At 71.0% G+C, this 20,444-nt stretch carries 18 protein-coding genes and 1 pseudogene; 1 reads left to right on the top strand and 18 read right to left on the bottom strand.

Annotation, left to right across the window (positions count from 1 at the left end; genetic code table 11):
* Positions 1-10: 10 nt before the first annotated feature.
* The 16 genes and pseudogenes from L615_RS17605 to L615_RS17530 form a co-directional block, all read right to left on the bottom strand.
* Positions 11-739, bottom strand: a complete 729-nt coding sequence (locus tag L615_RS17605) for an A24 family peptidase (RefSeq protein WP_051485794.1) — start codon at positions 737-739, stop codon at positions 11-13.
* Between the two features lie 11 nt (positions 740-750).
* Positions 751-1,479, bottom strand: a pseudogene (locus L615_RS17600) (shikimate dehydrogenase).
* Between the two features lie 8 nt (positions 1,480-1,487).
* Positions 1,488-2,633 carry an endolytic transglycosylase MltG gene (gene mltG / locus L615_RS17595; RefSeq protein ID WP_145725904.1) on the bottom strand — a complete coding sequence of 382 codons (1,146 nt, stop codon included), beginning with the start codon at positions 2,631-2,633 and terminating at the stop codon, positions 1,488-1,490.
* Complete coding sequence (gene ruvX, locus L615_RS17590; protein ID WP_145725902.1) at positions 2,630-3,175, bottom strand: Holliday junction resolvase RuvX; 546 nt, start codon at positions 3,173-3,175, stop codon at positions 2,630-2,632. The genes mltG and ruvX overlap by 4 nt, the downstream gene beginning before the upstream one ends.
* A 7-nt stretch (positions 3,176-3,182) precedes the next feature.
* Complete coding sequence (alaS, locus tag L615_RS17585) at positions 3,183-5,879, bottom strand: alanine--tRNA ligase (protein WP_261376755.1); 2,697 nt, start codon at positions 5,877-5,879, stop codon at positions 3,183-3,185.
* The gene (locus tag L615_RS17580) at positions 5,876-6,190 is read right to left on the bottom strand and encodes a DUF6167 family protein (protein WP_051485793.1); all 315 of its coding nucleotides are present in this window, start codon (positions 6,188-6,190) and stop codon (positions 5,876-5,878) included. The genes alaS and L615_RS17580 overlap by 4 nt, the downstream gene beginning before the upstream one ends.
* A complete protein-coding gene (locus L615_RS17575) occupies positions 6,187-6,729 on the bottom strand; it encodes a hypothetical protein (RefSeq protein ID WP_028655735.1) in 543 nt (180 codons plus the stop codon). The genes L615_RS17580 and L615_RS17575 overlap by 4 nt, the downstream gene beginning before the upstream one ends.
* Before the next feature lie 11 nt (positions 6,730-6,740).
* Positions 6,741-8,099 carry a replication-associated recombination protein A gene (locus L615_RS17570; protein ID WP_261376754.1) on the bottom strand — a complete coding sequence of 453 codons (1,359 nt, stop codon included), beginning with the start codon at positions 8,097-8,099 and terminating at the stop codon, positions 6,741-6,743.
* 15 nt (positions 8,100-8,114) lie between these two features.
* Positions 8,115-9,221, bottom strand: coding sequence for a dipeptide ABC transporter ATP-binding protein (locus L615_RS17565; protein ID WP_084255129.1), 1,107 nt, complete (start codon positions 9,219-9,221; stop codon positions 8,115-8,117).
* A 190-nt stretch (positions 9,222-9,411) separates the two neighbouring features.
* The gene (locus tag L615_RS17560; RefSeq protein ID WP_145725900.1) at positions 9,412-10,500 is read right to left on the bottom strand and encodes an ABC transporter ATP-binding protein; all 1,089 of its coding nucleotides are present in this window, start codon (positions 10,498-10,500) and stop codon (positions 9,412-9,414) included.
* A gap of 16 nt (positions 10,501-10,516) precedes the next feature.
* Complete coding sequence (locus tag L615_RS17555) at positions 10,517-11,533, bottom strand: ABC transporter permease (RefSeq protein WP_145725899.1); 1,017 nt, start codon at positions 11,531-11,533, stop codon at positions 10,517-10,519.
* A 157-nt stretch (positions 11,534-11,690) separates the two neighbouring features.
* Positions 11,691-13,424, bottom strand: a complete 1,734-nt coding sequence (locus L615_RS17550; RefSeq protein ID WP_261376753.1) for an ABC transporter substrate-binding protein — start codon at positions 13,422-13,424, stop codon at positions 11,691-11,693.
* A 94-nt stretch (positions 13,425-13,518) separates the two neighbouring features.
* On the bottom strand, positions 13,519-14,529 hold the full coding sequence (locus tag L615_RS17545) for an ABC transporter permease (protein WP_028655729.1): 1,011 nt from the start codon (positions 14,527-14,529) through the stop codon (positions 13,519-13,521).
* Between the two features lie 154 nt (positions 14,530-14,683).
* Positions 14,684-16,462, bottom strand: coding sequence for an aspartate--tRNA ligase (gene aspS, locus L615_RS17540; RefSeq protein WP_145725895.1), 1,779 nt, complete (start codon positions 16,460-16,462; stop codon positions 14,684-14,686).
* Positions 16,459-17,835, bottom strand: a complete 1,377-nt coding sequence (gene hisS, locus L615_RS17535; protein WP_028655727.1) for a histidine--tRNA ligase — start codon at positions 17,833-17,835, stop codon at positions 16,459-16,461. The genes aspS and hisS overlap by 4 nt, the downstream gene beginning before the upstream one ends.
* Positions 17,835-18,554: an MBL fold metallo-hydrolase gene (locus L615_RS17530; protein ID WP_145725894.1), complete on the bottom strand. Its 720-nt coding sequence runs from the start codon at positions 18,552-18,554 to the stop codon at positions 17,835-17,837. The genes hisS and L615_RS17530 overlap by 1 nt, the downstream gene beginning before the upstream one ends.
* 46 nt (positions 18,555-18,600) lie before the next feature.
* Between L615_RS17530 and L615_RS17525 the strand changes: the two genes are divergently transcribed.
* Positions 18,601-19,839, top strand: coding sequence for a DUF349 domain-containing protein (locus L615_RS17525; RefSeq protein ID WP_145725893.1), 1,239 nt, complete (start codon positions 18,601-18,603; stop codon positions 19,837-19,839).
* A 118-nt stretch (positions 19,840-19,957) separates the two neighbouring features.
* Here the strand turns inward: L615_RS17525 and L615_RS23475 are convergent, their stop codons facing one another.
* Both L615_RS23475 and L615_RS17520 read right to left on the bottom strand, forming a co-directional pair.
* Complete coding sequence (locus tag L615_RS23475; RefSeq protein WP_186449916.1) at positions 19,958-20,122, bottom strand: hypothetical protein; 165 nt, start codon at positions 20,120-20,122, stop codon at positions 19,958-19,960.
* A gap of 141 nt (positions 20,123-20,263) precedes the next feature.
* The coding region (locus L615_RS17520) for a transposase (RefSeq protein ID WP_186449695.1) at positions 20,264-20,444 on the bottom strand (181 nt) is incomplete at its 5' end.

Below are 20,444 nucleotides of genomic sequence, written 5' to 3'. Positions count from 1 at the left end.
TCCCACGGGGTCAGGAGACGGCCAGGACCCGTCCCACGACGACGGCCACGAGCGCCCCGAGGAGCAGGAACGGGCCGTACGGCAGGTTGTCCTTGAGCGGGCCGCGCACGCCCTCGCGCCGGATCGCGTTGCCCCGCAGCTTCATCGGCACGTAGGCGAGCACCGACAGCACGGCGGCGGCGAGCACCGACACGAGCAGCGTCATCACGCCCAGCGGGCCGAGCGCGAGTCCGATGAGGCCGGCGAGGCGGACGTCGCCGAAGGCCATCATCCGGGGGCTGATGAACCACAGCAGCCCGTAGTAGAGGACGAGCGCGACCATGCCGCCGAGCGCGAGGACGAGCAGCAGGGGCTCGTCGAGCGCCACGGCCGCGACCACCTCGAGGACCGCGACGACGCCGTACGACGTCCACACGAGCCGCTTCGGCAGGTACCACGTCACGTAGTCGATGACCGCGAGCGCCAGGCAGGGCCCGACCACGGCCAGCAGCCACAGCAGCGCCCAGCCGTCGCCGATCGCGAGTCCCAGGATCCCGCCGACCAGGGCGCCGGCGGTGCCTGACCGCAGCGCCAACCGCGGCCGCCGGGCCAGCTCGGCGAACGGGACGTGGTCGGGGAACTCGTCGGGGTTCTCCGAGGGGTCGTGCCGGGGCTCGGGGCACCACGCGACGATGCGCGGCACGGCGAGACCGCCGAGCAGGCCGACGACCAGACCCGCCAGGGCAGGGAGCAGCTCCATGGGTGTCGAACCTAGCGAGCCGCGAGCGCCGCTTCGCCCGCCTTCCGCATGGTCTCCAGTGGCCCGTTGTGACCAGTGAACATCGCGAACTGCAGGACCGCCTGGTGGACCAGCAGGTCGAGYSCCGAGRCGRYGGCCKSMMCGMGGGCKKCKGMCKSWGCGGCGAYCGGCRMSGKCSAGRSSWCGWMSWCRMCSWCSAMGRCGRCGSCKKCSATCGGGAGGACGTCGACCTCGAGGCGCGCCTCCGCCTCGAGCACGCCGACTGTCGGTTGCGCCCGATCGGGGTCGCGAGCCAGCAGCCGCACGGTGCGGACACCGAGCTCGGCGAGCGCGAGCCCGGTCGACGCGGCGGTCGCGCCGGCGCCGATGATCGTCGCGACGGTCGCCGGACCGTCGTAGCGCTCCCGGATCGCGGCGACCGCGCCGGGCAGGTCGGTGTTGTCGGCGGCCCAGCCCTCGGGCGTGCGGAGCAGCGTGTTGGCGCCACCGGCGAGGCGCGCCCGGTCGCTGGCGGTGCTCGCCAGCGCGAGCGCCTCCCGCTTCAGTGGCGCGGTGACCGACAGCCCGCGCCACTGCGGGCCGAGGCCGGCCACGTGGTCGGCCAGGCCGCCCGCCGGCACCCGGGTGGCGTCGTACGACGCGTCGAGGCCGAGCGCGGCGTAGCCGGCGCGGTGCAGCACGGGCGAGAGCGAGTGGGCGATCGGGTCGCCCACCACGCCGCAGCGGAGCCGCTCCTCCACGACGTCCCTCAGCACTCCGCGCCGTTGACGGCGTCGTACTGGTTGTGCTCCTCGAGCGTCGCCGAGAACTTCGTCGTGCCGGCGCAGTCGATGGTGATCCAGTAGACCCAGTCACCCTCGGCGGGGTTCAGCGCGGCCTGGATCGCGGCCTCGCCGGGCGCGCCGATCGGACCCGGCGGCAGGCCCGGGTAGCGGTAGGTGTTGTAGGGCGAGTCGGTGAGCTCGGACAGCGGGGCCACGAGCTTCGAGGTGTCGCGCGTGCCGAGGGCGTAGAGCACCGCCGCGTCGATCTGCAGCAGCCCATTGGTGCCGCCGCCGTTCGGCAGCTCGAGGCGGTTGTAGATGGCGCGGGCGATCTTCGGCATGTCGTCGCCGCGGCCCTCGGCCTCGACGAGGCTGGCGACGGTCATCACCTGCTCGGGCGTGTAGCCGTTGCCGAGCGCGGCGCCGACCGCCTCGATGTCGTTGTCGCCGAGCGCCTGCTCGTAGCGGGACACCATCTTGGCGAGCATGTCGACCGGCTTGTCGGCCGGGCTGAACGCGTAGGTCGCCGGGAACAGGTAGCCCTCCGGGTTGCCCTTGGCGTAGTCCGGCAGGCCGAAGCGCTCGGGCCGGGCCAGCACCCGCTCGAACTGCTTCTTCGAGAAGTCCGTCTGTGCCGCGAGCCGGTCGACGACCTGGGCGACGGTGAAGCCCTCGGGGATCGTGACGGTCGTGGTGACGATGTTGCCGGGGTCGACCAGGACGTCGACGACGTCGGCGGCCTTCATCTCCTCGCGCAGCAGGTAGGTGCCGGGCTGGATCGCGGTCGAGCGCGAGTTCGCAGCGGCGGCATCGACGAACGCGTCCGCGGAGGCGACCACGTTGAGCTCCTCGAGCTCGTCGCCCATCGAGCGGACCGACTGGCCCGGGTCGACGACCATCATCACCTCGCCGGTGCCGGGACCGTCGTAGTCCTCGGGCCCGGAGAACATGTCGCGCACGTCGGAGATCGCGCCGCGCGCGAACCACGCGAGAACGGCACCGAAGAGGACCACCGCCACCAGCATGGGCAGGCAGCCGGAGCGCCGCTTGCTGCGGGCGGCGCGGCGACGGCCACCGTTCTCGACGGGCCTGGTTGCCGGGTCCTCGCCCGGCAGCACCGACTCGGTCATCCGTCTTCTCCTTCGGTGTCCCCGGTGGTCTCCGTGCTGGTGGCCCCGGTCTGCCCGGTCTGCCCGGGCTGCCCGGGCTGCCCGGGCTGCCCGGCCGGATCGACCAGCTCGCCCGGGGGCTGGCCGGTCATGCGTTCGGCGTCCAGCGCCTGCTGGAGGATGACGACGGCTGCGACCTGGTCGACCACGGCGCGACGCTTCGCCCCCTTGCGCTGGTCGCGCAGCATAGCCTCCGCGGTCACGGTCGTGAGCCGCTCGTCGACGAGGCGCACCGGCACCGGTGCGACGCGCCGGGCGAGGCGGGCGGCGAAATCGCGCGTCTTCACCGCGGCCGGTCCCTCGGCCCCGGACAGCGAGCGCGGCAGGCCGAGCACGACCTCGACCGCACCCTCGGCGGTCGCGATCTGGTGGATGCGCCGGAGGTCGCCCTTGCCGCGGCGCACGGTCTCGACCGGCGTCGCGATCAGTCCGGACGGGTCGCTGCGCGCGACGCCGATCCGGGCGTCGCCCGGGTCGACACCCAGGCGGACGCCGCTCCTCACCGCAGCCTCACGCGGAGGCGACCGCCGCGGTCACGGCGGCCAGCGCCTCGTCGATGCGCGAGACGTCGGCGCCGCCACCCTGCGCGAGGTCGGCCTTGCCGCCGCCCTTGCCGTCGAGGAACGGGGCCGCCGCACGGACCAGGTCGCCGGCCTTGAGGCCGCGGGCCTGGGCCGCGTCGTTGAGGGCCGCGACGATGGACGCCTTGCCGTTCGCCGCACCGATGAGCACGACGACCGCGGGCGTGTCGCCGGCGAGCCGGCCGCGCACGTCGGTGGCGAGGGTACGGACGTCACCGCCGCTCGCACCGTCGAGGCGCTGCGCGACGACCCGGACGCCGTTGACGACCTCGGCGCCCTCCGCGAGCGCGGCACCGCCGGACAGCAGCTGGGCGAGACGGATCTTCTCCATCTCCTTCTCGGTCTGCTTCAGCCGGTCGACGAGGTCGGAGACCCGGCCGACGAGGTCGTCGGGCTGGGTCTTGAGCAGCGTCGAGAGCTGGCTGACGACGTCCCGCTCGCGGGCGAGGTAGGAGAAGCCCTCGACACCGGTGAGCGCCTCGATGCGGCGGTTGCCGGAGCCGACGCTGGCCTCGCCGGTGACCACGATGGTGCCGACCTGGCTGGAGTGGTCGACGTGGGTGCCACCGCACAGCTCACGCGACCAGGGGCCACCGATCTCGACGACGCGGACCTTCTGGTCGTCGTACGTCTCGCCGAAGAGCGCGAGGGCGCCCCAGTCCCTGGCCTCGGAGAGCGTCATGTACTGCCAGCCGACGGGCAGGTCGGCGCGCAGCGCGTTGTTGGCGACGTGCTCGATCTCGTGGACCTGGTCGGGGTTCAGCGCGCTCAGCCAGCCGAAGTCGAGGCGCAGGTAGCCCGGCCGGTTGTAGGAGCCGGACTGCAGGGCCGTGGGACCGAGCACCTCGCGCAGCGCGGCGTGCACGATGTGCGTGCCGGAGTGCGCCTGGCGGGCGCCGGTGCGCCAGTCGGGGTCGACCCGGGCGTGCAGCAGCGAGGCGCTCGCCGGCAGCTCGCCGTCGACGACGCGGACCTGGTGCACGACCAGCCCCCGCACCGGGCGCTGGACGTCGAGCACCTCGAGGGTGCCGCCCTCGAAGTCGATCGTCCCGGCGTCGGCGACCTGGCCGCCGGACTCGGCGTAGAACGGGGTGCGGTCCAGGACCAGCTCACCGATCTCGCCGGCAGCGAGGACGTCGACAGCCGCACCCTCGCGCAGCAGCGCGAGCGGGCGGGACTCGGTCTCGAGGGTCTCGTAGGCGAGCCACTCGGTCGGGCCGTTGGCGTCGAGGATGCCGCGGTAGACGCCGGTGTCGGCGTGCTGCCCCTTCTTCGCCCGGGCGTCGGCCTTGGCACGCTCGCGCTGCTCGGTCATCAGCTGGCGGAAGCCCTGCTCGTCGACGCTGAGCCCGGCCTCGGAGGCCATCTCGAGGGTCAGGTCGATCGGGAAGCCGTAGGTGTCGTGCAGCGCGAACGCCTTGTCGCCCGGGATGGTGCTCGCCCCGGACTGCTTCACCTCGCCGGCAGCGAGGTCGAAGATCTGGGTGCCGGCCTGGAGGGTCTTGCGGAACGCCTCCTCCTCGGCGAAGGCGACCTGCGCGATGCGGTCCCAGTCGGTGACCAGCTCGGGGTAGCTCTCCCCCATCCGGTCGCGCGAGACGGGCAGCAGCTCCGGCAGGGCCGGGTCCTGGTAGCCGAGCAGCCGCATGTTGCGCACCGCGCGGCGCAGCAGGCGGCGCAGCACGTAGCCACGGCCCTCGTTGCCGGGGGTGACGCCGTCGCCGATGAGCATGAGCGAGCTGCGGACGTGGTCGGCGACGACCCGGAAGCGCACGTCGTCGACCTGCGCGTCGGAGCCCGGGGCGCCGTACTTCTTGCCGCTGAGCTCCTGGGCGCGCTCGATCACGGGGAAGACCGTGTCGATCTCGTACAGGTTGTTCTTGCCCTGGAGCAGGTAGGCGACGCGCTCGAGGCCCATGCCGGTGTCGATGTTCTTGCTCGGCAGCGGCCCGGCGATGTCGAAGTCGTCCTTGGCGCGGACGGCCGACAGCTCCTCCTGCATGAAGACGAGGTTCCAGATCTCCAGGAACCGGTCCTCGTCGGCCTCGGGGCCGCCGTCGGGGCCGAACTCGGGACCGCGGTCTATGTAGATCTCGCTGCAGGGGCCACCGGGACCGGGGACGCCCATGTTCCAGTAGTTGTCCTTGAGACCGCGGGGCTGGATCCGCTCGTCGGGCAGGCCCGCGATCCGCTTCCACGCGTCCCGCGCCTCGGCGTCCTCGGGCAGCACGGTGACCCAGATCCGGTCGGGGTCGAAGCCGAGTCCACCGGAGGCCTGGTCGCCGGTGATCAGCTCCCAGGCGTACTGGACGGCGCCCTCCTTGAAGTAGTCACCGAAGGAGAAGTTGCCGTTCATCTGGAAGAACGTGCCGTGGCGGGTGGTCTTGCCGACCTCCTCGATGTCGAGGGTGCGCACGCACTTCTGCACGCTGGTCGCCCGCGAGAACGGCGGCGTCTCCTGGCCGAGGAAGTACGGCTTGAAGGGCACCATGCCGGCGTTGACGAAGAGCAGGTTCGGGTCGTCCAGCAGCAGGGAGGCGGAGGGCACGACCGTGTGTCCCCGCTCCTCGAAGTGGGCGAGGAACCGGTTGCGGATCTCCGCGCTGCTCAGGTACCGGTCCGTCATCGCTTGGCTTCCTCTTCCTTGTTGCTCAGGGCGGCCACCGGGGCCGTCGTGGTCGGGCGGGCGTCGAGCTCGGGGCGGCCGGCAGCCGCACCCCCGATGCCCAGCCCGCGGTAGTGCTCGCGCAGTCGGGTCTCCGCGTCCGCCTGTCCCTGCGCGACCTCGTCGCGGAGCAGCCGGGCGCCGAGCACCGCGGCGCCGATCCGGTCCCGCATCCCGTCGGGGGTGAACGCCTCGGCGAGGCGGCGCACCTTCACCATCCCGTAGACACCAGCCGCGACGCCGGCGCCGAACACCACGCCGGAGCGGATCACGACGCCACCTCCGTCGCGGCGCGCTGGCGGGTCTCCCAGTCGCGGCGCGCGGCGCGCAGCATCAGCTTGCGCTGCTTGCGGGCGCGCTTGACCTCGCGCTTCATCTCGAACCGGATCCGGTTGCGGACCTCGGGCGAAAGCGCACGACGCAGGCCGGCGGCCAGCGAGGCGGTCTTGATGACGCTCTCGCGCAGCAGGATGTCGGCGAACTGCGGAGCCGGGACGACGGGCGCCGGCACCTTCGGCCCCCGCGCCTTGCCGAGGTCGGTGATGAGGTACTCGCGGTCGTCGACCACCGCGACCGGCACGCGCTCGCGGGTCTCGACCGCGGTCGTGCGGGTGCGCACCTGCTGCTCGAGGCCAGCCAGCTGCTCGCGCAGCGCCTCGGCGTCGGTCGCGGCGGCGGCCAGCAGCTCCTCGGTGTGCCGGCGCGAGCGGCGCAGGGAGAGGCCGAGGCCGAGCACGGCCACGACCAGCGCCAGCAGGCCGAGGAGGGTCACCACAGCCAGCCAGTCGGGTACGGCGAGGTGGGTGGTCACGACGGACAAGACTACTTGCCCCGGATGATGCGCCGGACCCGCTCCCACCGCTGCTTCACCCCGGCCTCGGCGCCGAGCTCCGTGGGGCGGTAGTAGGCGCGGTCGAGGACCACGTCGGGGGCGTACTGCTGCTCGGCGACGCCGAACGGCGCGTCGTGGCTGTAGACGTAGCCGACGCCGTGGCCCAGCGACTTCGCACCGGAGTAGTGGGCGTCGCGCAGGTGCGGCGGGACGTTGCCGATCTTGCCGGCCCGCACGTCGGCGATCGCCTCGAAGATCGCGGTGGTGACGGCGTTGGACTTGGGTGCCACCGCGAGCGCGATGGTGGCGTGAGCCAGGGTGAGCTGGGCCTCCGGCATCCCGATCAGCTGCACGGTCTGTGCCGCGGCGACCGCGGTGGACAGTGCGGTCGGGTCGGCCAGGCCGATGTCCTCGCTGGCCAGGATCATCAGCCGCCGGGCGATGAAACGAGGGTCCTCCCCGGCCTCGATCATCCGGGCGAGGTAGTGCAGCGCCGCGTCGGCGTCGGAGCCGCGCACCGACTTGATGAACGCGCTGACCACGTCGTAGTGCTGGTCGCCGTCGCGGTCGTAGCGGACCGCGGCCTGGTCGGCGGCCGTCTCGGCCGTCTCGACGTCGATCGTGGTGCTGCCCTTCGAGCGCGCCGCACCGGCGGCCGCCTCGAGGTAGGTCAGCGACCGGCGTGCGTCGCCACCGGCCAGCCGGACGATGTGCTCGCGGGCCGCCTCGTCGAGGGTGAGCTCGCCGCCGAGGCCGCGCTCGTCGGCGACCGCGGCGTCGAGCACCTCCCCGATGTCGTCGTCGGTGAGCGGCTGCAGCCGCAGCAACAGGCTGCGCGAGAGCAGCGGCGAGATCACACTGAACGACGGGTTCTCCGTGGTCGCCGCGACCAGGGTGACCCAGCGGTTCTCGACGCCGGGCAGCAGCGCGTCCTGCTGCGCCTTGCTGAACCGGTGCACCTCGTCGACGAAGAGGACGGTCTCCTCCCCCGTGGCCACGAGCTGCCGGCGGGCGGTGTCGATCGCCGCTCGCACCTCCTTCACCCCCGCGGACACGGCGGAGACCTCCACGAAGCGGCGGCCGGTCTGCTGGCTGATGATCGAGGCGATCGTCGTCTTGCCGGTGCCCGGCGGCCCCCACAGGAGCAGCGAGAGCGACTGGTCGCCCTCGACCAGCTGCCTCAGCGGCGACCCCGGGGCGCGCAGGTGGGACTGGCCCACCAGCTCGTCGAGGTCGCGCGGACGCATCCGCACCGCCAGCGGCGCCGCGGCGTGGGTCGCGTCGGCCAGCGACCCGCCGGTCGTCGTACTCCTGCCCGGGGTGTCGAACAGCTGCGGCTCGTCATCCACGGCGAGCCACCCTACTCAGGCCCGACCGATCCGCTTCGCGTCGAGGTCGAACCACGTGTCCGCGTAGCCGGGCTGGTCGACCAGGTCGTTGCTCGGGCTGGCGCCTGGGTCCGGGCGGCCCTCGCCGTCGACGCCGAGCAGGCCCGTCGTCAGCGGCTCCCGCGGCGCTTCGCCGAGGCGGCCCGGGAAGTGGCAGGCGACTTTGTGCCGGCGCCCGATCTGCATGAGCGGCGGCTCGTGCTTGGCGCAGATCTCCTGCGCGATCGGGCACCGCGTCCGGAACCGGCAGCCGGACGGCGGGTCGATCGGGCTCGGGACATCACCCTGCAGCCGGATCCGCTCGCGGCGTCCGCCGACCGACGCCTGGCGCACGTCCGGAACGGCCGAGAGCAGTGCCTGCGTGTACGGGTGGTGCGCGTTGCCGTAGATCGAGTCCCGGTCGCCGATCTCGACGATCTTGCCGAGGTACATCACCGCGACCTCGGGGCAGAAGTGCCGGACCACGGCCAGGTCGTGGGCGATGAACAGGAACGCGATGTTGAACTCGCGCTGCAGGTCCTGGAGCAGGTTGATGACCTGCGCCTGGATCGACACGTCGAGTGCCGAGACCGGCTCGTCGGCGACGATCACCTTGGGCCGCAGGGCGAGCGCGCGGGCGATGCCGATGCGCTGGCGCTGGCCGCCGGAGAACTCGTTCGGGTACCGGTTGTAGTGCTCCGGGTTGAGGCCGACGACCTCGAGCAGCTCCTGGACCCGCTTGAGGGTCTGGTCCTTCGGGACCATGTTGTGGATCCGCAGGGGCGCGCCGATGATCGAGCCGACCGTGTGCCGCGGGTTCAGCGAGCTGTACGGGTCCTGGAAGATCATCTGGATCTCGCTGCGCATCCCCTTCAGCTCGCGCGAGGAGATCGTGGCCAGGTCCTTGCCGCCGAACTTGATCGAGCCCGACGTCGGCTTGTAGAGCCGGGTGATCGCACGGCCGGTGGTCGACTTGCCGCAGCCGGACTCGCCGACGAGGCCGAGCGAGCCGCCCTCCGGCACGACGAAGGACACCCCGTCGACCGCCTGGACGTCACCGACCTTGCGGCGGATCAGGCCCGTGGCGTGCACCGGGAAGTACATCCGGAGGTTCTCGACCGTCAGGACGGGCGGGGCCTCCGGGTCCAGCTCGCTGGCGGCGTGGCCGGTGACGTCGTCGAGGTCCACCGGTGCGTCGGCGGCCACGACCGGGTCGGCGTGGTCGGCGTGGCCGGCGTGGTCGGCGTGGCTGGTGTTCTCGGTGTGGTCAGCCTGGTCGATGTCGTCGGACAACTCAGGCCTCCTTGGCCAGGTCAGGGGCGATCTCGGGCAGGACCTGCTTGGCGTAGATCCGGTCCGGGTCGGCGAGGTGGCAGCGCTTGAGGTGGCCCGGCCGCGAGGCGGGCTCGAGCTCGGGGAGCACGGTGGTGCACAGGTCGCCCGGCACCTCGTCGCGGAAGGTGCAACGCGGGTGGAAGGCGCAGCCGCTCGGCGGGTTGAGCAGGCTGGGCGGGTTGCCGGGGATCGGCACCATCCGCGCGTTCGTGTCCGCGGAGACGTCGGGGACGCTCGAGAGCAGCCCCCAGGTGTAGGGCATCTCGGGATGCGTCAGCACCTCGCGGCAGGGGCCGTACTCGACCGCGCGGCCGCCGTACATCACCAGCACGTCGTCCGACATCTCGGCGACCACGCCGAGGTCGTGGGTGATGATGATGACCGCGGTGTTGAACTCCTTCTGGAGGTTCGTCAGCAGGTCGAGGATCTGGGCCTGCACCGTGACGTCGAGCGCCGTGGTCGGCTCGTCGGCGATGACCAGCGTCGGGTCGTTGATCAGCGCCATCGCGATCATCGCGCGCTGGCGCATGCCGCCGGAGAACTGGTGCGGGTAGGCGTCGTAGCGCCGGTCCGGCTGCGGGATGCCGACCAGCTCGAGCATCTCCACCACCCGGGTGCGGGCGGCCTTGCGGTTGACGTCGTTGTGGACCCGGTAGGCCTCGGCGAGCTGGACCCCGACCGAGTAGTAGGGGTGCATCGCGGACAGCGGGTCCTGGAAGATCATCGCGATGTCCTTGCCGCGGCGCAGGCGCATCTCCTCGTTGGAGAGCGACAGCAGGTCCACGCCGTCGAGGCGGATCTCACCGCTGACCTGCGCGTTGGTGCCGCGGTGCAGGCCCAGGATGGCCGAGCTCGACACGGACTTGCCCGACCCGGACTCACCCACGATGCCGAGCGTCTTGCCGCGCTCGAGGTTGAACGACAACCCGTCGGTCGCCTTCACGACGCCGTCGGCGGTCGGGAAGTGCACCTTGAGGTTGTCCACCTCGAGGAACGGGGTCCCGTCCGTGGCCGTGGGAGTCGGCGAGCTCTTCGTCATGTTCGTCATTCCTGCGCTCCTCTCCTCAGCCCAGCCGGACACGCGGATCGATGAACGCGTAGGCGATGTCGACGATGATGTTGGCCACGATCACGAAGGCGCCGGCCAGGACGACCACGCCGATGATCGTCGGCAGGTCCCAGGCGTTGGACGCCTGGACCGTCAGCAGGCCCAGGCCCGGGTAGGCGAACACCGACTCGGTGATGATCGCGCCGCCGAGCAGGCCCGCCAGGTCGAGGCCGGTCATGGTGACCAGCGGCGTGAGTGCGGCACGCAGGCCGTGCTTGAACAGCACCACCCGTCCCTTGAGGCCCTTCGCCCGGGCGGTGCGGATGTAGTCCTCGGAGAGGGACTCCAGCACGAACGCGCGGGTCATGCGGACGTAGCCCGCGAGGAAGAGCAGGGCCAGCACGAAGCCCGGTAGCAGGAGGTTCTCCAGCCAGGTGAACACGCCTCCGTCCTCGATGGACACGTACCTGGGTAGTGGGACCAGCTCCCACCGGATGGCGACGTACTTCAGCATGAAGACGCCGATGAAGAACGAGGGGAACGCGTAGGCGACCAGGGTCAGGCCGACGATGCCGCGGTCGACGATCGAGCCCTTGGTGACCGCGGCCAGGATGCCCAGGGAGACCCCACCTATCAGCCACATCACCACGGCCACCATGGCGAGGGCGATGGAGATGGGGGCGGCGTCACCGATCAGCTCGTTGACGGTCTTCGCGTTCAGCTTGGAGTAGCCCAGGCAGGGAGCGGCACAGTCCGAGACCGTCTCGGGCGCAGCAGCACGCACCTCGGGGTCCGCCGGGAACTGGCGTCCCGCGACGACGCCCTTCACGAAGGCGCCCCACTGCTCGTAGACAGGCTTGTCGTACCCGAGCGCCCGCTCGGTGACGGCGATCTGCTCCTCGGTGCACTGCTTGCCACAGGCGTAGCGCGCCTGGTCGACCGGCGCTGCGAAGAACAGCACGAAGGTCACGAAACTGAGCACCAGCAGCAGGACGAGTCCGATGGCGGTGCGACGCGCGGCGTAGGCCCACATGGGACTGCTTCACGCTCCTGTCCGGGCTTGGATCGCGCCGGGGGTGCCGACGCATGAGTGGRGGGKGGAGCCGCTGGGCTCCACCCGGTGGTGCTGGGCGGGGATCCCCCGCCCAGCACCACACTGAGGGTGTTGCGAGTTGCCTACTGGTTCAGCGTCAGTTCTGCACGCCGATGAGGCCGATCTCCGGGTAGGCGGACGACGCGGGGGTCGTCGCGAAGCCGGTGACCTTGGAGCCACGGAGCCAGTTGAACTTCGTGATCTCCAGCGGCATGTAGGCGTAGTCCTGGCCGAGGACCGCGTCCGCCTCCTGCAGGAAGCCGACCTGCTCGTCGATGTCGGACGCGTTCGCGGCCTTGTCGATGAGTGCCTCGAACTCGTCGCTCTGGTAGCAGCCGTAGTCGTTGCCACAGGTGGTGGCCGAGATGTTCGGGCGGCTGTCGAACAGCGGCGGCAGGACCGTCATCATCGACGGCCAGTCAGCACCCCAGCCGGCCCACATCACGTCGACGTCCTTGTCGGGCTGAGCGATCACGTCGTAGTAGGTGTCGCTGAGGCCCTCGAGGGTCACCTTGAAACCAGCGGCGTCCCAGCTCTCCTTGACGATCGCCATGGCCTTGTCGGTGGTCGGCGACTTCGAGTAGGCGAGCTTGATCGGGTACGGCGTCTTGACGCCGGCCTCGGCCAGGAGGGCCTTGGCGGCCTCCGGGTCACCGTTGTTGTCGTTGTCCTCGGAGAACGCCGGGTTGTCCTGCGCACCCGAGACGCCCGGGTTGACGATGGTCTCGCCGGGCTCGCCGACGCGCTCGCCACCGAGGGCCTTGACGTAACCGTTGAGGTTCAGCGACACGGCCAGCGCCTTGCGGACGTTGACGTCGGTGATCTTCTTGTGGTTCGGCACCAGGTAGGAGTTGTACGGCGAGAGCACGCTCTCGTAGCGGTCCTCGACGGCACCGGTGATCTGCGGGAACTGCGGCGGGGCCACGCGCGCCGTGGTGATGGCGTACTGGTCGTTGCCGGCGTCCTTGATCAGGCGGTCGTTGAAGAGCTCGCCAGCGGTGTCGGACGGGTCGATCTGCCACTCGATCGTGTCGGGCAGGGCGAGGCGCAGCTGCTCCGGGTCGTCAGTGGCCGGGTCGTACTGGTCGTTGCGGACCAGGGTCGCACCCTTGTTCTTGTCCCACTTGCCGCCCTCGATCTTGTAGGGACCGTTGGACAGGACCTTCCACTGGGACTTCTCGCCCTCGTCGAAGGACTTCTTGTACGGGTCGGTCATCATCATGCCGGCGATGGCCTGCGGGAAGTCCGCCCACGGCTTGTTGAACCGGAACGTGATGGTCTTGCCGTCGCAGCTGACCGCGTCCTCGAAGGCCGCCTGCTGCTCGGGGGTCGCCTTGTAGGGGCCCGGGTAGTCCTTCACGTCGATGTAGCTGAGCGTGTAGTTCGGGCCACCGATGATGACGTCGTTGGCGAAGACGCGGCTGGTGCCGTACTGGACGTCCTCACACGTGATGTCGGAGCCGTCCTCCCACTTCACGCCGTCCTTGAGGGTGAACTTCCAGACCTTGCCGCCCTCGCTCGAGGTGCCGGTGTCGGTCGCGAGGTCCGGGACGGGCGTGGTGCCGACCTCGGCGTCCTCCGACATCGGGAACGCGAGCAGTCCGCGGTAGAACACCCGGCGCCAGTTGGCCAGCTGCACACCGTAGTAGATGCGCTGCGGGTCCGACGCCTCGAACGGGAAGTGCTGCAGGTAGTACAGCGTCCCGCCCTTGGTGCCCTCGACGTCGCCGGAGCCACCACCGGAGCCGTCGCTGTCGCCGCCTCCACATGCGGCCAGCGAGAGCCCCAGGACCGAGGCGGACGCGACCGCCAAGGCCTTCCTCAGTTTCATACCCATTTGCATCCTCCTTGGGGGTGCAGCTCGCGGTGCGGCCGCACGTTCGACGACGCGGTGTCGACGAAGTTGTGGATACCGCCGGTCCCCGTCACCGGTCGGCCTTGGGATCGAGAGCGTCACGCAGCCCGTCGCCGAGCAGGTTGAAGCAGACGACGAGCGTGGCGATCATGAACGCGGGGATGAAGAAGTAGAGGAAGGCCGAGTCGGCGTAGCGCAGCGCGTCCGTCAGCACGTTGCCGAGGGTCGGCGTCGGCGCCGAGATGCCGACACCGAGGAAGCTCAGCGCCGCCTCGGCGGAGACGAACGCCGGCATCATCAGGGTGAAGGTCACCAGGATCGGGGCCCACAGGTTCGGCAGGATCTCCTTGAAGTAGATCCGGCGCCGCGAGGCGCCGATCATCTGCGCCGCCTGCACGAACTCCCGCTCACGCAGTGAGAGGACCTGGCCGCGGACGATACGCGCGATGCCGGTCCAGCCGAACAGGCCGAGGACGACGATCACGTAGACCGCGGCAGTCGGGTTGCCGTTCGGCACGCCGAGCGTCTGGTGGATGAACGCCAGGCCGACCGAGGAGAGGGCCAGCAGCATCAGGGTCTGCGGGAAGGCCAGGGTGAGGTCGATGATCCGGCCGATGATGACGTCGACCCAGCCGCCCGCGGCACCGGACACGATGCCGGCGACGACCCCGATGACCATCGCGACGATGGTCGCCGAGATCGCGATCGCCAGCGAGAAGGTCGTGCCGTACCAGAGCCGGGCCAGGGCGTCGCGGCCGATGCCGGGCTCGATGCCGAGCCAGTGGTCGCCGGAGATGCCGCCCCAGTCGCCGATCGGCAGGCCGAACTCGTCCAGGAGGTCCTGGTTGGAGCTGAGCGGGTCGATCCAGCCGAACTTCACCGCGAACGGCGCGACGACCGCGGCGATGAAGAACAGCAGTACCACGATCAGCGACGCCATGGACAGCTTGTCCTTCAGGAACCGTCGCGCCGCCAGCTGCAGCGGCGACCGGCTGACGACGGCGCCGGGAGCCTCGGACGGTTCGCCCGTCTCAGCGGGGACACCCAAGTGGCTGTCCAGGTCGCTGCTCGGCGCAGTCATTCCCACCTCGTCACGTCGTCGGGTTCGGGTCCGTGCGCGAGACGTCACGTCCCGACACGACTCGTGACCTTAGGCGCACCCCTTGCGCCAATGCGATAGCGACGCGGTAACGGTTTGGTCTCGACGCCCCGGAGATCCTTCCGGCGAGGGACCGTCAGGCGGGGTTTTCGTCCTCCGGGCGCGCGTCCACACCGGCTTCCTTCCGCTGCTCCGCCGTGATCGGCGCAGGAGCGGCCGTCAGCGGGTCGTAGCCGCCGCCGGTCTTGGGGAAGGCGATGACGTCCCGGATCGAGTCCGTGCCGGCCAGCAGGGCCACCACGCGGTCCCAGCCGAACGCGATGCCGCCGTGCGGGGGCGCGCCGTACTTGAACGCCTCCAGCAGGAAGCCGAACTTCTCCTCGGCCTCCTCCTGGCTGATGCCCATGACCTCGAAGACCCGCTTCTGGATGTCCTCGCGGTGGATACGGATCGAGCCGCCGCCGATCTCGTTGCCGTTGCAGACGATGTCGTAGGCCCACGCCAGCGCGTTGCCGGGGTCGGTGTCGAAGTTCTCGAGGTCCTGCGGGCTGGTGAAGGCGTGGTGGACCGCGGTCCACGCTCCCCCGCCGACGGCCACGTCGCCGGCCGCGGTGGCCTCGTCGGCGGGCTCGAAGAGGGGCGCGTCGACGACCCAGAGGAAGCTCCACGCGCTCTCGTCGAGCAGGCCGGTACGACGGCCGATCTCCAGGCGGGCGGCACCGAGGAGGGCGCGGCTGGACTTCACGGCGCCGGCCGCGAAGAAGACGCAGTCGCCCGGCTTCGCGCCGACGTGGGCGGCCAGGCCGGCCTTCTCCTCCTCGGAGAGGTTCTTGGCCACCGGGCCGCCGAGCTCGCCGTCCTCCTGGACCAGCACGTAGGCCAGTCCGCGGGCGCCGCGCTGCTTGGCCCACTCCTGCCAGGCGTCGAGCTGCTTGCGCGGCTGGTTGGCGCCGCCGGGCATCACGACGGCGCCGACGTAGGGCGCCTGGAAGACCCGGAACGGGGTGTCCTTGAAGTACTCGGTGCACTCCACGAGCTCCAGACCCATGCGCAGGTCCGGCTTGTCGGAGCCGTAGCGGGCCATCGCCTCGGCGTAGGTCATCCGCGGCAGGGGCAGCGGGACGTCGTACCCGATGAGCTTCCACAGCGCGGCGACGATCTCCTCGCCCAGGGCGATCACGTCGTCCTGGGCCACGAAGCTCATCTCGATGTCGAGCTGGGTGAACTCGGGCTGCCGGTCGGCGCGGAAGTCCTCGTCGCGGTAGCAGCGCGCGATCTGGTAGTAGCGCTCCATGCCGGCGACCATCAGGAGCTGCTTGAACAGCTGGGGGCTCTGCGGAAGGGCGTACCAGCTGCCGGGCTGGAGGCGCGCCGGGACGAGGAAGTCGCGGGCGCCCTCGGGCGTGCTGCGGGTCAGGGTCGGCGTCTCGATCTCGACGAAGTCGTGGGCGTCGAGCACGTCGCGCGCGGCCTTGTTGACCTTGCTGCGCAGGCGGATCGCGTTGCCGGGAGCGCTGCGGCGTAGGTCGAGGTAGCGGTGCTTGAGGCGCACCTCCTCGCCGACGTCGACGTGGTCGCTGATCGGGAACGGCAGCGGGGCGGAGGCGCTGAGCACCTCGACACCCTCGGCGCCGGCCGCCGCCACGACCTCGATCTCGCCGGTCGGCAGGTTGGGGTTCTCGCGGCCCTCTCCGCGGGCCACGACCTCGCCCGTGACCTTGAGGCAGTACTCGGAGCGCAGGCTGTGCGCGACGTCCTCGTCGCGGATGACGACCTGGACCACGCCGCTGGCGTCGCGGAGGTCGATGAAGGCCACGCCACCGTGATCGCGCCGGTTGGCCACCCACCCGGCGAGGGTGACGGTCTGGCCGACGTTCTCGGCGCGCAGTGCGCCGGCGTCCTGGTTGCGGATCACGGAGCTTCCCCTTCGGTGGTGCTGACGGTGGTGACGACCTGCGGGCGCAGGTCCTGGGCGGGAGGCTGCCACGTCGCCGGGTCGGCGGCGACCTGCTCCCCGCTGCGGATGTCCTTCACCTCGTGGACGGTGCTGCCGTCCTCCGCGGTCAAGGTGAACCAGACGTACGGAATGCCACGCCGGTCGGCGTGGCGGATCTGCTTGCCGAACTTCGCCGCGCTGGGCGCGACCTCGCACGGGATCCCACGCGAGCGCAGGGCGGTGGCGACGGCGTCGGCGTCCGCGCGCGACTCCTCGTCGGTGAGCGCGACCAGCACCACGCTGGGCACCGAGCGGTCCGCGGTGAGCAGCCCGCGCTGCACGAGCGGGACCAGGACGCGGCTGACGCCCAGGGAGATGCCGACGCCGGGGTAGGTCGTGCGGCCGTCGGAGGCGAGCGCGTCGTACCGACCGCCGGAGCAGATCGAGCCGAGCGACTCGTAGCCGTCGAGGCGGGTCTCGAAGACGGTGCCGGTGTAGTAGTCCAGGCCGCGCGCGATGGAGAGGTCGGCCTCGATCCGGACCGTGTCGGTGGCGAGCGGCGCACATGCGCGGACCAGGGCAGCGAGCTCGTCGAGTCCCTCGTCGAGCAGCTCGTGACTCACCCCGAGGTCGCGGACCCGGGCGACGAACGAGTCGTCGGTGGCCCGGATGGTCGCCAGGGCGAGCGCCTTGTCGGCCCGCTCCTCGGAGACACCGGCCTCGTCGAGCAGCAGCTGGCGCACCTTCGCCGGCTCGAGCTTGTCGAGCTTGTCGACCAGGCGCATGACCTCGTCGATGCCGTCGCCGGTCACGCCGAGGCCGGCGTAGAAGCCCTGGATCAGCTTGCGGTTGTTGACCTGCAGCCGGAAGCCGGGCAGGAAGGTCAGCCGGCCGAGCGCCTCGAGCATCACCCGGGCGACCTCGACGTCGTGGTGGAACGGCAGGGTGTCGCGCCCGACGATGTCGATGTCGGCCTGGGTGAACTCGCGGAAGCGGCCCTCCTGGGGACGCTCGCCGCGCCAGACCTTCTGGACCTGGTAGCGCCGGAACGGGAACTCGAGCTTGCCGGCGTTCTCCAGCACGTAGCGGGCGAAGGGCACGGTCAGGTCGAAGTGCAGGCCGATCCCGGCGTCCTTGCCGTCCTCCTCGTGGAGGCGGCGCAGGACGTAGACCTCCTTGGAGGTGTCGCCCTTGCGGAGCAGCTGGTCCATCGGCTCGACGGCGCGGGTCTCGACGTTGGCGAAGCCGTGGAGCTCGAAGGTGCGTGCCAGGGTGGCGACGACCTCCTGCTCGACGTACCTCTGGGCAGGCAGGAACTCGGGGAAGCCGCTGAGCGGCGTGGGCTTGGCCATCACAGTCCTCGGGTGACCCGGCCGGCGGCGCCGGAGTCCTGGAGCTCGAGCAGGAACGGGTTGGTGGCGCGCTCGCGGCCGATCGAGGTCTGGTCCCCGTGGCCGGGCAGCACGACGATGTCGTCGGCCAGCGGGAGGACCTTGGTCTCCAGCGAGCGCAGCATGGCCGCGTGGTCGCCGCCGGGCAGGTCGGTGCGACCGATCGAGCCCTGGAAGAGCAGGTCGCCGGAGAACATCACCTCGGAGATGTCGGGACCGTCGGACTGGTCCCAGGGCGTGCGGAAGGTGACCGACCCCTCCGTGTGGCCGGGCGTGTGGTCGACGACGAAGCGCAGGCCGGCGAGCTCGAGCTCCGCGCCGTCGCCCAGCTCGGCGACGTCGTCGGGCTCGGTGAACTGGTAGTCGCCGCCGAGCAGCATCGCCGCGCTCTCCCGCGAGATGCCTGCCATCGGGTCTGACAGCAGGTGACGGTCGCCCGGGTGGATCCACGCAGTGGCGTCGTACGCCCCGGCGACGGGGGTCACGGACCACATGTGGTCGATGTGGCCGTGGGTCAGCAGCACGGCAACCGGCTTGAGCCGGTGCTCCCGCACGACCTCCGCGACGCCGGCGGCGGCGTCCTTGCCGGGGTCGATCACGACGCACTCGGTGCCCGGGCCGGTTGCCGCGACGTAGCAGTTGGTGCCCCACGGTCCAGCGGGGAAGGCGGCGATCAGCACCAACCCAGCCTAGTGGCTGCCCGACCTTTGATTAGCATGGGCCACTGTGACTACCTCTGACTGGGGCCGCGTCGGCGACGACGGCACCGTCTACGTGAAGACAGCCGACGGCGAGCGGGCGGTCGGGCAGATGCCCGATGCGTCCCCCGAGGAGGCTCTGGCGTTCTACACGAAGCGCTACGAGAACCTCGCCCTGGAGGTGGACCTGCTGCACAAGCGGGTCCTCACAGGGGTGCTCTCACCCGAGGAGGCGGTCGCCTCCGTCAAGCTGGTGCGCGACCAGCTCGACGACGTCCACGCCGTGGGCGACCTCGCCGCGCTGGTCCGCAAGCTCGACGAGCTCGGCCCGGTCATCGCCACCCAGCGCGACGCCCGCCGGGCCGCGAAGACGCAGCGGATCGCCGAGGCGAAGGAGCAGAAGGAGAAGCTTGCCGCCGAGGCCGAGAAGATCGCCTCCGGACGTGACTGGCGCAACGGCGCCAACCGCCTGCGCGAGCTCCTCGAGCAGTGGAAGCAGCTCCCCCGCATCGACAAGGCCGCCGACGACGAGCTGTGGCGCCGCTTCTCGTCCGCCCGCTCGGCGTACACGAAGGCCCGCAAGGCGCACTTCGCCGAGCAGGACGAGCGGCGCGAGGCCGCCCGGGTCATCAAGGAGCGCCTGGTCGTCGAGGCCGAGGCGCTCGCCGACTCCACCGACTGGGGTCCGACCTCGGGCCGCTACCGGGACCTGATGCGCGACTGGAAGGCCGCCGGCCCCGCCCCCAAGGCGGTCGACGACGCCCTCTGGCAGCGCTTCCGTGGCGCCCAGGACAAGTTCTTCGGCGCCCGCGACGCCGCCAACGCCGCCCTCGACTCCGAGTTCGCCGCGAACGCGGAGGTCAAGGAGGGCATCCTCGTCGAGGCCGAGGCCCTGCTCGGCCCCCTCGCCGAGTCCGGCGACGTCGGCGCCGCCAAGGCCGCCTTCCGCGAGCTCGCCGACCGGTGGGACGAGGCCGGCAAGGTCCCGCGCGACCGGATCAAGGAGCTCGAGGGCCGCATGCGCGCCGTCGAGCAGGCGATCCGGAAGGCCGAGGACGAGCAGTGGCGCAAGTCCGACCCCGAGAAGTCCGCCCGCGCCGACGACATGGTCTCCAAGCTCGAGGCCGCGATCGCCGAGGCCGAGGCCAAGCTCGAGGCCGCCCGCTCCCGAGGTGACGAGAAGAAGGTCAAGGAGCTCGAGGAGAACCTCGAGGGCCGCCGCGCCTTCCTCGAGATGGCCCGGAAGGCGTCCGCGGAGTACCGCTGAACGGGATGGCGGCCCGGGGTGTGCGGCGCTGCAGGAATCCCCGCCTGAGCGGGGATTCCTGCGCCTGTTGACGTTTGCAACGGCCGACAAGCGCGAGAAAACGTCAACCAGTCGACGCTCAGGACGCCAGGCGGCGTCGCCTCTCCGCACGCACGGCCTCGATGAAGGCGCGAAGGCGGCGGGCCAGGCGCTCGGGATCCGCGAGGTCCTCCCAGGCGATCCGGAAGCACCGCCATCCGGTGAGCTGGGCGATGCGCTGCTCACGATACTTCTCGCGGACCACTGCGTCCGCTGCCGACTCTCCCGGACGCAGGTAGCGCTCGTACTTGGCTCGCCCGTCGAACTCGATCCAGATACCGAGGTCGGGTAGGGCGAAGTCGACAGAGCCCCGTGGGGTGGTGGGTTTTGAGGTGATCCTCGGTGCCTACTCGTCGCTGCTCTCGATGGCGGCGACGGGATCAGTATTGCTGGTCTCGTAGAGCTTGGCCATGGAGCCTTCGGACAGGTAGCGGCGGTCGCCGGCGATCCATTCGTCGTGCATGTCGATGAGCACCGCGCCGACGAGTCGGATGACCGCGGCGGCGTTGGGGAAGATCCCCACGACC

The sequence above is a fragment of the Nocardioides sp. J9 genome, from assembly GCF_007829375.1.
Classification (GTDB): domain Bacteria; phylum Actinomycetota; class Actinomycetes; order Propionibacteriales; family Nocardioidaceae; genus Nocardioides.
Note: the sequence above shows the minus strand (reverse complement) of the source record. Positions and strands in the feature narration are given on the sequence as shown.